Origin of the sequence: Mycobacterium sp. IS-836 (assembly GCF_001954275.1) — a bacterium.
Classification (GTDB): domain Bacteria; phylum Actinomycetota; class Actinomycetes; order Mycobacteriales; family Mycobacteriaceae; genus Mycobacterium.
Genome location: NZ_MBEU01000039.1, coordinates 1 through 14622, shown reverse-complemented (window position 1 = coordinate 14622; position 14622 = coordinate 1). Strand labels below are relative to the sequence as shown.

Genomic DNA, 14622 nt, shown 5'->3' with positions numbered 1-14622 from the left:
GAGGTCCGCTGGTGAACATCGCCGACCACGCGATCGCTGCCACCGAGGCGCCGGCCTTGATCATGGCCGGCGGCCCCACGATCTCGTTCGGCGAGCTGCACGCCCGCAGCCTCCGGGTCGCCGCGATGCTGCACGGTGCCGGGCTGCGCCACGGCGACGGGGTGGCCCTGGTGCTGCCGAACCGGCCCGAGTTCTTCGAAATCACCTGGGGCTGCCAGCTTTCCGGGCTCTACTACACGCCGGTCAACACGCACTTCACTGCCGAAGAAGTCTGCTACGTCATCGACGACTCCGACGCCAAGGCGGTCTTTGTCGATGCCTCGATGGGCGAACTCGCGGCTCACGTCCGCGGCATCAACGCGGGGGTCGATGTCCACCTGGTCGTCGGGGGTGCCGCGCCGCCGGGCTGGCGGGCCTATGAGGAGGCGCTGGCCGCGGCCGGTGATCCGCCGCCGCCGGCGGACGGCTCGGAGATGCTCTACTCGTCGGGCACCACGGGACGTCCCAAGGCCGTTCGCCGCCCGCTTCCGGGCGACGGCAACGGCTCGTGGGCCCAGTCGGTGCTGGAGCTGGCGCTCACCCACAAGTACGGGATGGACCGATCGAGCGTGTACCTCTCCCCCGCGCCGCTCTACCACGCCGCCGGGGTGAACTACACGATGGCGGTCCATCGGGTGGGCGCCGCGGCGATCGTCATGCCGAAATTCGACGCCGAGACCGTTTTGCGTCTGATCGAGACGCACGGCGTCACCCACGCGCAGTTCGTGCCGACGATGTTCGTGCGGATGCTCAAGCTGCCCAGGGCCGTCCGCGACAAATACGACGTCTCCAGCCTGCGGTGCGTCATCCACGCGGCCGCCCCCTGCCCGGTCGACGTCAAGCATCAGATGATGAAGTGGTTCGGGCCCATCATCCACGAATACTACGGGGGCACTGAGGGATTCGCGGGTACCACGATCGGTCCCGAGGAGTGGTTGGCCCATCCCGGCTCGGTCGGCATACCGATGGCGCCGGTACACGTCCTCGACGAGGACGGACGGGAGCTTCCCCCCGGGCAGGCTGGAGAGCTTTACTTCGAAGGTGGGCCCGATTTCGAGTACTTCAAGGATCCCGCGAAGACCGCGTCGGTGTCCAACGACCGCGGCTGGCGCTCCCTGGGCGACATGGGCTACGTCGACGAGGACGGCTACATGTACCTGACCGATCGATCGACGTTCATGATCGTTTCCGGTGGGGTGAACATCTACCCCCAGGAGGCGGAGAACGTCCTGGTGATGCATCCGAAATTGGTCGATGCGGCGGTATTCGGCGTTCCCAACGACGAGTTCGGCGAAGAGGTCAAGGCCGTCGTACAACCGGCCGAAGGCGTCACGCCCGGGTCCGAGCTCGAGGCGGAGCTCATCGAATACTGCCGGGCACACCTGGCCGGCTACAAGTGCCCGCGCACAGTCGAATTCGAGGCCGAACTGCCCCGGGACCCGAACGGAAAGCTCTACAAGAGGCGCATCCGGGAACGCTATTGGCAGGGGCGGGAAACGCGCATCCTATGAACGAGGGAACGAAATGGTGAGCACCGATGTGCACTGGACGCCGCTCCCGGTGCCGTGGGCGGTGGAGACGGTCGACCGGATTCCCAAGCAGCGGTATTACGATCCGGAGTTCTACGCGCGGGAGAAGGAGATGTTCTGGCCGCGCGTGTGGCAGATGGCCTGCCGGCTCGAGGAGATCCCCAAACCCGGCGACTTCGTGGAATACGAGATCCTCGACGAGTCGATCATCGTGGCGCGCGTCGACGCCCAGAACGTCCGCGCGTACCACAACGCGTGCCGTCACCGTGGGGTAAAGCTGGTGGAGGGCAACGGAAATCGGCGTACCTTCGTCTGCCCGTTCCACGGCTGGTGCTGGGGCATCGACGGCCGCAACACGTTCGTGTTGCGGCCCGAGGAGTTCGCCGAGGAAAACCTGCGTCCGCACGACCTGCAACTGGTCTCCGTGAGGTGCGAGCGTTGGGGTGGCTGCGCGTGGATCAACCTCGACGACGACGCGCCCCCGTTGCGGGACTGCATGGAGCCGTTCGCCTCGATCTATGACGCCTGGAAGGTGGAATCGCTGCGCGTCGAGTGGTGGCAATCGTGTCGGCTACCGGTGAATTGGAAGCTCGCGACCGCGGCGTTCATGGAGGGCTACCACGTCCCACAGACGCACCCGCAACTGCTGCCCTCGGCGCAGACCGGCAGCCCGTCCGAGGCGGTGCACCCCGTCGTCGCCAGCAGCCTGTACTTCATGCGCACCCTCGGCGACGGCATGGGCGGCATGACCCACGAGAACGACATCCGCATCGCCGAGGGGCTGCAGACGATCGCGCTGCCGTCCGATCCGGCCGCGGCGATGACCGCCTGGCGCAGTACCCTCAACGACGCCGTCGTCGGCTGGCATCGGGCCCGCGGCAGCGACATGCCGGATCTCAACGACCTCATCCGCCGCGGAATCACCGACGCGATCGGCTTCTGCTTCCCGCACCACTTCATCCTGCCGACCTACAGCAGCGCCTCGTCGTACCGGATCCGCCCGCTGGGCCCTGAGGAAACGCTGTTCGAGATCTGGTCGCTGACCCGTCTGCCCGCCGACCAGTCCGCCGGCAAACCGACACCACCCGAGCCGATGGCGCCCGACGATCCGCGTTGGCCACCGATCCCCGCCCAGGACTTCTCGAACCTGCCGCGGCAGCAAAAAGGGCTGCACTCCAAGGGATTCGAATACATGCGGCTGTCGAATCGGATCGAGGGATTGATATCGAACTTCGAGCGCGTCGTCGACGGCTTCCTCGCCGGCCTGCCGTACGAGTCGCTGGTGCCCGCGATTCAGAAGACCAACACCACCATTGACGTTCCGGTCGCCGACCTCGGCTTTGGCTCTAGCACCGCCGCGGAGGCACGATGACGACCCGCTGGGACCGTTCCGTCGACCTGCTGATCGCCGGAAGCGGCGGCGGGGGCATGGTCGCCGGACTGGCCGCCCTCGACAGCGGGCTGGAGCCGCTGATCGTCGAGAAGCAGGGCCTGGTCGGCGGTTCGACCGGGCTTTCGGGCGGCATCGTGTGGATGCCGAACAACCCGTTGATGCGGGCCGACGGAATCGCCGATTCGCACGAGGCCGGGTTGGCTTATCTGGCCGACGTGGTCGGCGACATCGGCGCCGCGTCCTCGCCCGCACGTCGCGAAGTCTTTCTCACCGCCGGCTTCGAGATGATCAATTTTCTTGTTCGCAGAGGGGTTCGGCTGATTCGATGCGCGGGCTGGAGCGACTACTACCCAAACCATAAGGGCGGCAACGAGTCCGGCCGCGCGGTCGAAGGAGTTCCCTTCGACGCCGCCGAGCTCGGCAGCTGGCACGACAAGGTGCAGCCGCCGCTGGCCAAGAACTACGGGTATGTGGTGCTGACCAACGAGCTGCGCTCGGTTCAGTATTTCAACCGTTCGCCGCGCGCATTCGCGGTGGCGACGAGGGTGTTCCTGCGTACCGTGTCGGCGCGGATGCGCCGGCGCCAGATCCTGACCAACGGCGCCTCGCTGATCGCCCAGATGTTGAAGGCACTGATCGATCTTGGTGACGGCGAGCCTCCGTTGTGGACCGATGCCGCGCTGGAGGACCTCATCGTCGAAGACGGCCGGGTCGTCGGCGCCCGCGTCCGCCACGACGGCGAGACGCTGAACATCGAGGCGCGCAAGGGTGTGCTGCTGGCCGCCGGCGGCTTTGGCCACAACAAGGAGATGCGGCGCAAATACAGCGGAGACCAGCCGAACGAGGCGCAGTGGTCGATCGCCAACGCCGGGGACACCGGCGAGGTGCTGCAGACGGCGATGCGCCTGGGCGCCAAAACCGATCTTCTCGACGAAGCATGGTGGCTGCCTTCGGTTTTCATCGCTAACGGTGGCGCCGTCGCCGCGTCACTCGGATCGGGGCGGCAGCGGCCCGGGGCCATTTACGTCGACTCGACGGGCCGCCGGTTCTGCAACGAGTCCAACTCCTACGTCGAGGTCGGCAAGGCGATGTATGCCAACAAGGCGGTGCCGTGCTGGATGATCTTCGACGAGGGTTATGTTCGCCGATACGTCACCAGCAGCAATCCCCTCAAACGCAACCGGCAGTTGCCCCCCGAGCTGATCGAGGGCGGCGCGGTGAAGCGGGCCGAGACCATCGGCGACCTGGCCCGTGAAATCGACGTTCCCGCAGACGAACTGGCGCGCACCGTCGCGCGGTTCAACCAGTTCGCCGCCAAGGGCCTCGACCCCGACTTCGGTCGGGGGCAATCGGCCTACAACGACTGCCTGGGCGATCCCGGCTATCGACCGAACGCGGCCGTCGGGCCGCTCGACCGCGCGCCGTACTACGCGACCAGGGTGTTGCCGGCGGACGTCGGGACGTGCGGGGGCGTGATTACCAACGAATACGCGCAGGTCCTCGACGAGCGGGACCGGGTGATCGAGGGCCTGTACGCGACCGGCAATACCACCGCTACGGTGATGGGCCGGACGTATCCGGGCGCCGGTGCGAGCATCGCCAACACGATGGTGTTCGGTTACGTCGCGGCGCGCCACGCCGCGGGCCGCAAAATCGCCGGCGAGATGAGCCGCTAACCCCCGGCGCCCGGCTCCAACGTGACTGCAGCGTCACGCTCGGCCTCGAACGTGACTGCAGCGTCACGTTGGCGGCGCGCCCTCGGTTTCGCCGCGGCCGACGAATTCGCGCGGCTTCATGCCCGATTGCATGAGCTCGGCCCGCCGCGCCTGCACATCGGACGCCGCGCCGACCATGTTGGTCAGGATGTGGCTGACCTGCAGGTGCACCCGCATGCCCATCAGCTCCCAGGCCCGCTTGACGTTGCTCTTCACCGCCATCAGCGTGGTCAATGGGATTTGAGCGATCTTGCGCGCCATCTCCTCGACGGTGGCCTCGAGATCTTCGCGCGGCACCACCTTGTTGAGCAGGCCCCAATCCAGGGCCTGCTGCGCGGACAGCGTCGGCGCCAGCAACAACCAGTCCATGGTCCGGTGCCAGTTCATCATCAACCAGGGCTCGATCATGGTGTGGCCGCCGGGTTCTCCGAGGCTTTGGGCCAGCGGCATCTGGAAATACGCGTCCTCGGACGCCACGCAGAAATCGGTCAGCAGCCCGAGGTAAATCCCGCCGCCCATGCAATAACCGTGGATCTGGGAGATGGTCGGCTTGGGGAATTCCCACAAATACAGCGTCGGCCACAGGAACAGGTCCGCGGTGCCCTTATAGAGGTCCTCGAACGTATCTCCGAAATCCGGGTACGGGTTCTCGTCCGGACCCCAGCGAGCCACATGACCGCCGCAGAAGCCCTTGCCGTTGGCCTTGAGGATGACGACCTTGATCTCCTTGTCGCGGTCGGCCTCGTGTAGGCAACTGTCGACTTCGGTGACCAGCACCGCGTCTTTGGTGTTGGCTTTTTCGGCCCGATTCAGAATGATCCGGGCAATCGGCGGTTCGCGTTCGTAAATGACCGCTTCGAGCTCGCGCCGCTCCATCTTCGTGACATTACCGGACACGGGATTCGCTTAGTGGTTGCGCGATCTCGCCGCTAGGAGTGAGCTGTAGGCCATGACGACTCCGTCGGACCGGATAGCCCGTCTCGACCTGGTTGCCCGGCTCAAATCCTCCTACCCAGAACTTCCCGACGCGCCCACACCCGACCTGATCGACCACGAACGGTTCGCCGCGTACACCAAGACCCCGCACGACGTCGGCGGCGAACCGGATGCCCCGATCCGGTGGGAGAACAAGCAATACGAGGCGTGGGAAGAGAACACCTACGTCATGTGCGAGGTTCTCGGCTGGCGCGGAATCTGGCTGTCGGAGGAACGCCGCCGGATGGGCAACGTCGACCTGGGTCGCACGATCTATCTCGGACTGCCCTATTACGGGCGCTGGCTGCTGGCTGTCGCGCGCATCCTTGTCGAGAAGCATCACATCGGCCTGTCCGAGTTGGCCGAACGGATGGCCGAGGTGAAGGCGCGGTATCAAGGCGGCCTGCAGGGCAACCCCATAGAGGCCAAGCCGAAGTTCGAAGGCGATCCGTCGAGCGTCGACCGCAACCGTCACCACAGGCACGCGGTCGGCAAGGGTGACCCGCAGGTGTACGCGGGACAAGCGGGCGAACCGAAGTTCCGGGTCGGCGACCAGGTCGTCGTTCGGGAGCTGCCCGTCCTGTTCTATACCCGCACCCAGGAGTATGTGCGTGGCGCCAAGGGCGAGATCGCGGTCGTCTCGTACGAAAGCCCCGCCGCCGAGGATGAAACCTGGGACGGGCCCGACCAGAAGCCGGAATGGTTCTACATCGTTCGGTTCAACCTCGCCGAGCTGTGGCACGGCTATACCGGGCCGGACACTGACACGGTGCAGACGGAAATCCCCGAGCGGTGGCTCGAAGCGGCGGGCGAAAGGACCTCAGCGTGACCGCACACGACCACGACCACGACCACGACCACGACCGTACCGCCGCACCGATGGTGGATGAGATCACCGACTTCGAAGTGCTCGAGATCGCGCTGCGCGAATTATGTATCGAGAAGGGGATTTTCACCGCTGAGGATCATCGCCGCTTCACCGAATTCGCCGAGCAGATCGGCCCGACGCCCGCCGCTCACCTGGTGGCCCGGGCATGGCTCGATCCTGACTTCAAGAAGCTGGCCCTCGCCGATCCGCTTGCGGCCAGTAAGGAAGTCGGTGTCGACTGGCTGCAACCGACGGGTTTCGGAACACCGAGTGACTTCACGGCCTTTCACGTGCTCGAAGACACGCCCACCCTGCACCATGTCATCGTGTGCACGTTGTGCTCCTGCTATCCGCGCCCCATTCTTGGCAATTCACCCGAGTGGTACCGCACGCCCAACTTCCGCCGCCGCATCGTGCGCTGGCCGCGGCAGGTGCTGGCGGAGTTCGGGCTGTACCTCACGGAAGAGGTGGAGATTCGCGTGGAGGATTCCAACCAAAAGCACCGGTTCATGGTGCTGCCCGTCCGTCCTGAAGGAACCGAGGGCTGGACCGAAGACCAGCTCGCCGAAATCGTCACCCGCGATTGCCTGATCGGTGTCGCGTTGCCCAAAGCGGGGGTGACCTCCAACGTCATCACCCAGACCCGACCGGCCATCCATCCCGTGGACTAGCGACAGATGAGTAATTCGATCGCACCGTTGTCCAAAATTGTTGAACGCAACCAGGTCTGGAGCCGCATGGCGGCCAAGCATGGCGTCGATAACCCGGTGCCGCCGTGGCAGACAAGCCTCGACGGAATGTGCGATGCACTCGATCAAAGTGCTTGCGGCCCAGAAATACTCAACTTCGTCGATCGGCGTGACGAAGAGGACGCGCTGTCGGCAACCGTCTACTCGAATCTGCCCTACCCCGAGAATCGGCTGGTTGCGCTGGCACACTCCCTCGTGGCGCGCGGCATCATCGACGAGGTGGAGCTCGAAGAGCGGATGGCCGTGGTGCGGGCCAGGCTGGAAGCCTGAGTCGTTAAGCGCGTGCCAGCAGCCAGGCGGAGCCCTCCCCCTCGCCGGCGGCCACCACGTTAAGTGCGGCGAACGCCGCGGGCAGCTCGCCGGCCTCCGCACGGAACGGCCCGGGCTCGGCCCCGACCTCGCTGAGCACCGCAATCGCGAGTAATCCGCCGGGCGCAAGCCGCCCGATGATCGCCGCGTCCAGGCGGCGGTCGCGGAATTTGTGGCAGAGAACGACGTCGACGGGCGGGCCGTCCGGCAGACCGTCGTCGAGATCGACGACATCGAACCGGCACCGATCGGCGACGCCGCTGCGCTCGGCCAGATCCCGCGCCTGGGTGATGGCCACCGGAGAGACGTCCAGACCCCAGACGGTCAACCCTCGGCGGGCCAGCCAGACCGCGCCGAGCCCCTGGCCGCATGCCACATCGAGGGCCCGGCCCGCGGTCGGGAATTCCTCCGCATAGCCGGCGAACACGCCGGGCGCGCCGAGGTCGCCGGCGTCGGCCGGGCCCCGACTGGTGTACCGCAGATCCCAGCGGTGTCGGTCCTCCCCGGTCACAGGCGCCACCTTAAGCGGGCGGGTGGCCTACCGCCGCACCGCCGGTACCTCCGCGTCGATACGCGGCGCCGGACGTGGGTCGCCCCAGCGCTTCTCGATCGCTCCCCACGGGTCCGCGTGGTGGCCGGGGAACCCGCGATACGGCGACCGCCGTCTGAGATACCAGCGCAGCACGGGTGCGAGCGGCCTCAGCAGCCAGCGGCGCCACCCGACCCTGGCGCGGATCTCGGCGCACATCGCGGGCAGCGAATGACGTTGGTAACCAAGCACATTCTGCGCGTGCTCGGTGTCCATCCAGTCGGTGGCGAACCAGGCCCGGTCGTCGTCGGGATTGCCGGGCCGTCCCGCCGGCAACCCGCCCCGCAAGCCCATTGCCGCGACGGCCTCGGTGGTCACGTCGGCCTGCGTGACGCGGTGGGTGTCGTCGCCGCCGATGAGAAATACTTCGCGGACGTGCTCGGTGACGGTGGCCGCCGTGAACGCGCGGGCGACGTCGCGCACGTCGACGGTTTGGATGCGCCCGTCGGAAGGCAGTACCGCTTCGAAGAAGATCAGATCGCGGTCGAGTGCCCACTGCGGTTCGGCCAGGAGCACCCCGCCGAGGCGCAGCACCACCCACTCCAGCGCCGAATTGGTCACACACTCCTCCGCCAGGACCTTGTGCGCGCCGTAGAGGTCGCTGGGTTGCAGTGGTGTCGACGCCGTCAACAACTCATTTGTGCGGTGTGGATTGCGGGCGCCGTAGACCGCGACGCTGGACGCTTGCACGAAGCGCGGCGGGGTCGGCATCGCCGAGGCCGCCCGGACCAGGCTCGCGGTGGCGTTCACGTTGACCGCGTGGGCCAGGCCGGGGCGCGCATAGCAGAACGGCGGAATGATGGCGGCCAAATGAATGACGGCCGTGGGGGTTACGGCGGCGAGCAGGGCGTCCACGTCCGTCGCCGACGTCAGGTCGGCCCACCGCACCTCGACCCCGGGGCGGGCGGTGAACGCGTCGGCGCGTTTGCGATTCGCGGGGACGTCGAGGTCCGTCGCGACAACCCGGCCGCCCTGGCTGGCGAGCTCGGCCACCACCGCCGAGCCGACCAGGCCGAATGCCCCAGTGACGAGAACACAACTATCGGTCATGGCGGCCCCCGATAAATTTCTGGACAGATGTCTGTATTTGGTGCCCGAGGGTAGCGGCTTCACCGCCAACGGGCAAGGTCAACCAAGCTGCGAAAGGAGCCCGTATTCGCCGCAATAGGCGGATCGGCGCCGCCCGCGCGCGGAATTGTCGGCCCGACCTTTTGTTCCCTACACTGGACGAGTGTCTAGAGAAGTTGCTCCTCCGGTCCGTGCCGGGGCACGCACATCCCGCCGGTCTGATCGCCGGCCCGGGCAGACGATCCGCAAAGTTCTCGACGCCGGTCTAGCGGAATTGCGTGATTCCTCCTACGCCACCCTGACCATGCGTGCCGTCGCCAGCCGGGCCGGCGTATCGCCCGCCAGCGCCTACACCTACTTCCCGTCGAAGAGCGCGTTGGTGGCGGCCGTGTATCTGCGCTTCCTGCGGGAACTTCCGCTGCATACCCACAACGACACCACCAAAACCCGGGTCAGCGCGACGATGCGGGACATGGCGATGGTCGTCGCCGACGAGCCGGAGTTGACCATCGCATGCGGGGCGGCCCTGATGGCCGACGATCCGGCGGTCAAGCCGCTGCGCGAACAGATCGGCGAAGAGGTATCCAGACGGATCGGGGCCGCGCTGGGCCCGGGCTGGCCGCGCGCGGTGAAATCCACCTTGCAAATGACCTTCGCCGGCGCCCTGATGACCGCGCGGTTCGTCAGCTACGACGAGATCGCCGGCCAGCTCGACGAGGCGGTCAACCTCATACTCGGGGCATCCGTGGCCTGAAAACTGCGGGCACCGCCCACATCTTGCCGATCGACGTTGTCACGGTGGAGTATTCGTGGAGGGTCGCAGCGGCGGCGGGCGAGATCGAGGAGGTCGAACCGTGGTGGACGGGCAGCGGTCGGTCGGAGACGTCGGCGGCGCCGACTTCGACGTCGCCGATCGGTTGGCCATCATCAACCTGTTCGGCGCCTACGCCTACACCTATGACGAGAACCTTCTCGACGACTTCCGTGCGCTGTTCACCGAGTCGCCGCAACTCGTCCTGCAGCACGAGGGCAAAACGCTGTCGGGGGATGTCGACACGGTGATGAAATTGCTCGCGGTCCGGAAAGAGGACTTCAAGGCCGAGAACAACCAGCGCCGGCACGCACTGAACTCGTTCTGGTTCTCCAGCCAGGGCGCCACGGAAGCGACCGGGTACTGCTATGTCCAGGTGTTCGCCATCCGGGACGGGGGCCCGCCGACCCCCGACCTGTCGGGCTGCTACGAGTTCACCGCGGTCAAGGAGGGCCGTGTGTGGAAGTTCAGCCGGTGGGTGCTGGCGATCGACCAGGCGGGCCCGCGCGAGACGGCGTAGGGGCCGAAATAAGTTGCATCGCTTGACGATCCATCATCCGAAGCTTCCCGCCTCGAGCATCTCGAGGGCCGCGTCGACGTTGGGCATGATTGTCGGACCGTAGTTGCTCACCACCTGCCCGAGCGCGCGGGCGATGTGCGGGCCGACGGCGGCCGCGGCGAGGACCTCCTCGGCCAGCACGATGCCGTTCACCACGTGGGCCGCGGCGAGCCGCCCGTCGGCGGTGACCTCGTAGCGCCAGTCGCCGATCTGTATGCGCTCGGGCTGCGAGCGGAAAAAGCCCCGCCGTGCCGGGGTCAGGATCACTCCCGGCACGCCGCAGAACACCCTGACCACCAGCCCAACTCCGCCGGGACCGGCCAACGCGGTTCCGATCGCGCGGATGACCCGATCGTGGTCGAAGCCCGTCATCACTCGCTCATCGGCAACACGAACGACGGTGTGATGGTCTGGGGTTCGCCGTTGCGGCGCACGGCGGTTCCCGCGACATAGAACTCGACGGTGTGGTGTCCCCAGGCATAGTTCGAGACGGCGAAATGCACTCCGACGATACCGTTGCCGCCGTCTCGCTCGGCCTCGCTCTGCATCCGTGACATCGCCAGTTCACGGGCCTGGTAGCTGCCCTGTGTCCACTGCGGCATCTCCGCGTTGCGGCCCACTTGCTTCAGCATCGTCAAAAACCCTTGTACGGCAACGTGGAACACGCAGTTGCCCATCACGAACGCAACCGGCGTATACCCGGAGCGCAGCAGCGTCGTCAGATCCTGTCCGGACAGGTGACTGGTAAAGGCCTGTCCGTTGGCGCGTCGAAAGGCCCCGGGCTTGGCCGTATAGCGCACGGCCGTACCGACCGCGATGAACTCGAGGTGTTCGCCCTCTTGATGACGCCATTCGAGTCGCACGCCCACCACGCCGTCCGCGCCTAGCGAATCGGCCTCGGCCTGCATTCGCGACATCGCGTTCCAGCGCGCGCGATACGTCGCGTCGGTGAGCACGGGCAACTCCGATTGTTGCCTGATGCCGGTGAATTGGTAGCCGACGTGATAGACGGAGACGCCCATCACGAGTTCGATCGGCTCGAAACCCGCGCCATGCAGCAGGGCGAATTCATTGATCGACAGGTCAGACGTGAAGACCTTCCCGGCGTGCGACAGCCGTTCGCTGGCGACGGGATCGAGCGGGTTGGGTTGCATCGGCCTATCCTCCTGGGTCCCGCACAGCGTAGGACGCGGGGGCGCCCCGCACACGCGAACCCGGCTGAACCGATCGGGGTTCGGACTCGTTATCTCCGATATCAGCGGCGGACTCGCGGGAGGATCATGTTCAGACGGGTCGACACCTGCGCCGGTCCCAAGCACAAACTGCTGACCATCGATCTCGTGGACGTGGTGCGCGAGTACCGGGTCGGCGGCCAAACCGTGCGTGCGCTCGACAAAATCAGCCTGCGGCTCGAGGGCGGGCAGTTCACCTCCATGGTCGGGCCGTCGGGCGCGGGCAAGAGCACGTTGCTGCATCTGCTCGGCGCGTTGGACTCCCCCGATTCCGGCTCGATCGAATTCGATGGAGACGAGATCGGCCAACTTTCCGACCGGCAGCAGTCGGAGTTTCGCCATCATCGCGTGGGCTTCATATTCCAGTTCTTCAATCTGCTGCCAACCCTGTCGGCGTGGGAGAACGTGGCGGTGCCGAAGCTGCTCGACGGCGTCCGGCTGGGCAAGGCCAAACCGGAGGCGATGCGGCTGCTCGAACGAGTGGGCCTGGGCAACCGGACCCAGCACCGCCCCGCGGAGCTGTCCGGCGGCCAGATGCAGCGCGTCGCCGTGGCGCGCGCCCTGATGATGGACCCGCCGCTGATTCTCGCCGACGAACCGACCGGCAACCTCGATTCCACAACGGGGGCTTCGATTTTGACGCTGCTGCGCGAAGTTGCGCACGAGCCCGGTCGCGGCCGGATGGTGGTGATGGTGACGCACAACCCGGAGGCCGCCGAAGCGACCGATCGGATGATCATGCTGCAGGACGGCCGCGTTGTCTCCCACGACCGCTCGGCGGTCCTGGTGTGAGACCGGCCCGCACGATCGGTGCCGCGGCGAGCCGGCTGCGCGTGTTCAGCCTGCGTGAACTCGCCGTGCATCGGCGGCGCACGCTGGCGTCGATCGCCGTAATGGCAGTATCCGCAATGTATCTGGTCGCCGTGTTCGGCATCTTCGGCTCGATCACCGGATCGGTCAACCGCCTCGCCGACGGGATCGCCGGCATCGCGTCACTCGAGGTTTCGGGCATCACCGACGCGGGGTTTCCCGACACGGTAGCCGCCGACGTGGCCGGCGTACCCGGCGTGGCGATCGCGGCGCCGATGATTCGCACGTCGGCGTTCACATCGTCGGGACCGGTTCTGCTGTTCGGTGCCGACGACCGTATCGCGGCGTTGGGCGGCGCCCTGAAAGACGCCGTGAAGGGCGGCGGGGCGGCACAGCCCGCCGGGCCGGCTAACGGAGTCCGCGTCGGACCGGGCGTGGGTCGCGCCAAAGACGAGACGTTCCAACTCGGCTCCGGATCGGTTACGGTCACCGAGGTGCTCACGGGCAAGCAGGTTGCGGCCCTCAACGGCGGACACTACGTCCTCGCCCCACTTGTGTTGGCGCAGAACATAACCGGGCGTCAGGGGCAGCTCGATTCGATCCTGATCACCGTCAATTCCGGCGCGGACCTAGCTCAGGTTCGCGCCGCCGTCAGCGCCGCGGTGAACGGACGAGCCATCGTCGCCGATCCGAGCATGAGGGCGACCCGGGCCGGCGACGGTGTCAAGCTGATGAACTACATGGCGCTGATGGGCGCGATGGTTGCGCTGATGGTCGGCGCGTTTCTGATTTACACCACGATGACGATGGCGATCACGCAGCGCCGGCCGGTCATCTCGATGCTGCGCGCGATCGGCGGCCGCCGCACTGTCATCGTTCGGGACATGCTCGCCGAGGCCGCGCTGCTGGGAACGATCGGCGGCGCCATCGGGGCGGGCATCGGAATCCTGATGGGCCGCATCGCCATTGGCCGTTTGCCTCCGGCCATGACCCAGGGCCTCGAAGCGCGTGTCGAGTACTGGCTGCCCGGCTACGCGATACCGGCCGCCGTCGTCGCCACCGCGCTCACCAGTGTGATCGCGTCGGCGATGGCCGCGCGGCAGGTGTACAAGGTGGCACCGATCGAGGCGCTGGCGCCCGCCGGGGTTTCCGCGGCGGACCGCGTGCCTCGCTGGCTGCGGATCACGACCGGGTTGATGGCCGTCGCCGTCTTCGCGGTGGCGCTTTTCGTGGTCATCACCCAACGGGGCGTCGCGGCTTTCGTCGCGATGTCCGCGGTGTTCTCGGCCGAGGTCGCGCTCGGTTTCGCGCTGACCGCACCCATCGTCAACGCGACCGCCGCGACCGCGCGTATCTTCGGCTCCGTCGGGGCGTTGGCGGGGGCCACCATCGAGCGCGCGCCGCGACGGGTATGGGCAACGGTGATGACCGTGCTGATCGCGGTTGTCACCACCGTCGCGATTACCGGCACGAACAACGACATGATCCGATCGGCGCGAAGCATCTTCGCCCCGGTCGCCGGCGTCCCCGTCTGGGTGAGCGCAAATCCTCCCGACAGCTTCCCCACCGATCCGCTGCCGCAAGGGATTTCCGAGACGGTGGCCGCGGTGCCGGGCGTCGGCCGCGTCACCCAAGGCGCGTTCGGTTTCGCGGAGGTCGGGGGCGTCCGGGTGATGCTGGACGGCTTCTCCCCCGGATCCGCCGACCCGCTGTATCGCGCGCTTGACGAGGGAGTGCGCAACCGGGTGCTGGACGGCCGGGGCGTGGTGCTGTCACAGAACCTGGGCAAGGTTCTGCACGTCCGGGTCGGCGATCAACTACCGATGCAGACGCCGCACGGGGTGCAGCAGGCAATCGTGCTGGCGCTGGTGCCCTACTTCTCGACGGTCATCGGCACCGTCGGGATGGGCCTCGATCAAATGCGGGCGTGGTTCGACCGCCCGGTAACGACGGCACTGCAGATCGCCGCCGCCCCG

General features: G+C 66.8%; 15 protein-coding genes. 10 read left to right on the top strand and 5 right to left on the bottom strand.

Annotated features, from left to right (window positions below):
* The first annotated feature begins 11 nt into the window (after positions 1-11).
* The 3 genes from A5747_RS11740 to A5747_RS11730 are packed head-to-tail and all read left to right on the top strand — an operon-like array spanning position 12 to position 4637.
* A complete protein-coding gene (locus tag A5747_RS11740) occupies positions 12-1550 on the top strand; it encodes an acyl-CoA synthetase (RefSeq protein WP_076124260.1) in 1539 nt (512 codons plus the stop codon).
* A gap of 13 nt (positions 1551-1563) precedes the next feature.
* Positions 1564-2940 carry an SRPBCC family protein gene (locus tag A5747_RS11735; protein WP_076124258.1) on the top strand — a complete coding sequence of 459 codons (1377 nt, stop codon included), beginning with the start codon at positions 1564-1566 and terminating at the stop codon, positions 2938-2940.
* Positions 2937-4637 (top strand): FAD-binding protein, encoded by a 1701-nt coding sequence (locus A5747_RS11730; RefSeq protein WP_076124256.1) that lies wholly within the window; start codon positions 2937-2939, stop codon positions 4635-4637. Before A5747_RS11735 ends, A5747_RS11730 begins: the two co-directional genes overlap by 4 nt.
* A gap of 63 nt (positions 4638-4700) precedes the next feature.
* On the opposite strand, the gene A5747_RS11725 is transcribed toward A5747_RS11730, so the two are convergent.
* Entirely contained in the window at positions 4701-5552 is an 852-nt protein-coding gene (locus A5747_RS11725; RefSeq protein WP_076124315.1) for an enoyl-CoA hydratase-related protein, read from the bottom strand.
* 73 nt (positions 5553-5625) lie between these two features.
* Here A5747_RS11725 and A5747_RS11720 point away from each other — a divergent pair, with 73 nt between their 5' ends.
* From A5747_RS11720 to A5747_RS11710, 3 genes are read left to right on the top strand one after another with little or no spacing between them, the layout of a single operon-like run.
* Positions 5626-6480 carry an SH3-like domain-containing protein gene (locus A5747_RS11720; protein ID WP_076124254.1) on the top strand — a complete coding sequence of 285 codons (855 nt, stop codon included), beginning with the start codon at positions 5626-5628 and terminating at the stop codon, positions 6478-6480.
* A 50-nt stretch (positions 6481-6530) separates the two neighbouring features.
* Complete coding sequence (scnC, locus tag A5747_RS11715) at positions 6531-7190, top strand: thiocyanate hydrolase subunit gamma (RefSeq protein WP_076124312.1); 660 nt, start codon at positions 6531-6533, stop codon at positions 7188-7190.
* A 6-nt stretch (positions 7191-7196) separates the two neighbouring features.
* Entirely contained in the window at positions 7197-7538 is a 342-nt protein-coding gene (locus A5747_RS11710; protein WP_076124252.1) for a thiocyanate hydrolase, read from the top strand.
* 4 nt (positions 7539-7542) lie between these two features.
* Here A5747_RS11710 and A5747_RS11705 read toward each other — a convergent pair whose 3' ends face one another.
* Positions 7543-8088, bottom strand: coding sequence for a bifunctional 2-polyprenyl-6-hydroxyphenol methylase/3-demethylubiquinol 3-O-methyltransferase UbiG (locus A5747_RS11705; RefSeq protein WP_142245534.1), 546 nt, complete (start codon positions 8086-8088; stop codon positions 7543-7545).
* 27 nt (positions 8089-8115) lie between these two features.
* On the bottom strand, positions 8116-9216 hold the full coding sequence (locus A5747_RS11700; RefSeq protein WP_076124248.1) for an NAD(P)-dependent oxidoreductase: 1101 nt from the start codon (positions 9214-9216) through the stop codon (positions 8116-8118).
* A gap of 181 nt (positions 9217-9397) precedes the next feature.
* On the opposite strand from A5747_RS11700, the gene A5747_RS11695 reads away from it, so the two are divergent.
* Positions 9398-9988 (top strand): TetR/AcrR family transcriptional regulator, encoded by a 591-nt coding sequence (locus A5747_RS11695; protein ID WP_076124246.1) that lies wholly within the window; start codon positions 9398-9400, stop codon positions 9986-9988.
* A 100-nt stretch (positions 9989-10088) separates the two neighbouring features.
* Positions 10089-10565: a nuclear transport factor 2 family protein gene (locus A5747_RS11690; RefSeq protein WP_076124244.1), complete on the top strand. Its 477-nt coding sequence runs from the start codon at positions 10089-10091 to the stop codon at positions 10563-10565.
* 33 nt (positions 10566-10598) lie between these two features.
* Here the strand turns inward: A5747_RS11690 and A5747_RS11685 are convergent, their stop codons facing one another.
* Complete coding sequence (locus A5747_RS11685; protein ID WP_076124242.1) at positions 10599-10976, bottom strand: DUF5073 family protein; 378 nt, start codon at positions 10974-10976, stop codon at positions 10599-10601.
* Complete coding sequence (locus tag A5747_RS11680) at positions 10976-11758, bottom strand: heavy metal-binding domain-containing protein (RefSeq protein WP_076124240.1); 783 nt, start codon at positions 11756-11758, stop codon at positions 10976-10978. The genes A5747_RS11685 and A5747_RS11680 overlap by 1 nt, the downstream gene beginning before the upstream one ends.
* Positions 11759-11884: 126 nt before the next feature.
* Here A5747_RS11680 and A5747_RS11675 point away from each other — a divergent pair, with 126 nt between their 5' ends.
* Together A5747_RS11675 and A5747_RS11670 are read left to right on the top strand one after the other, a co-directional pair.
* Positions 11885-12628, top strand: coding sequence for an ABC transporter ATP-binding protein (locus A5747_RS11675; protein WP_369805068.1), 744 nt, complete (start codon positions 11885-11887; stop codon positions 12626-12628).
* Positions 12625-14622: FtsX-like permease family protein (locus A5747_RS11670; RefSeq protein WP_076124238.1), on the top strand; the 1998-nt coding region annotated here is incomplete at its 3' end. The genes A5747_RS11675 and A5747_RS11670, both read left to right, overlap by 4 nt.

Coding starts and splice junctions, on each gene's coding strand:
- A5747_RS11735 (WP_076124258.1), top strand. CDS start 1,564: ATGGTGAGCACCGATGTGCACTGGACGCCGCTCCCGGTGCCGTGGGCG.
- A5747_RS11730 (WP_076124256.1), top strand. CDS start 2,937: ATGACGACCCGCTGGGACCGTTCCGTCGACCTGCTGATCGCCGGAAGC.
- A5747_RS11725 (WP_076124315.1), bottom strand. CDS start 5,552: ATGGAGCGGCGCGAGCTCGAAGCGGTCATTTACGAACGCGAACCGCCG.
- A5747_RS11720 (WP_076124254.1), top strand. CDS start 5,626: ATGACGACTCCGTCGGACCGGATAGCCCGTCTCGACCTGGTTGCCCGG.
- scnC (WP_076124312.1), top strand. CDS start 6,531: ATGGTGGATGAGATCACCGACTTCGAAGTGCTCGAGATCGCGCTGCGC.
- A5747_RS11710 (WP_076124252.1), top strand. CDS start 7,197: ATGAGTAATTCGATCGCACCGTTGTCCAAAATTGTTGAACGCAACCAG.
- A5747_RS11700 (WP_076124248.1), bottom strand. CDS start 9,216: ATGACCGATAGTTGTGTTCTCGTCACTGGGGCATTCGGCCTGGTCGGC.
- A5747_RS11685 (WP_076124242.1), bottom strand. CDS start 10,976: ATGACGGGCTTCGACCACGATCGGGTCATCCGCGCGATCGGAACCGCG.
- A5747_RS11680 (WP_076124240.1), bottom strand. CDS start 11,758: ATGCAACCCAACCCGCTCGATCCCGTCGCCAGCGAACGGCTGTCGCAC.
- A5747_RS11675 (WP_369805068.1), top strand. CDS start 11,885: ATGTTCAGACGGGTCGACACCTGCGCCGGTCCCAAGCACAAACTGCTG.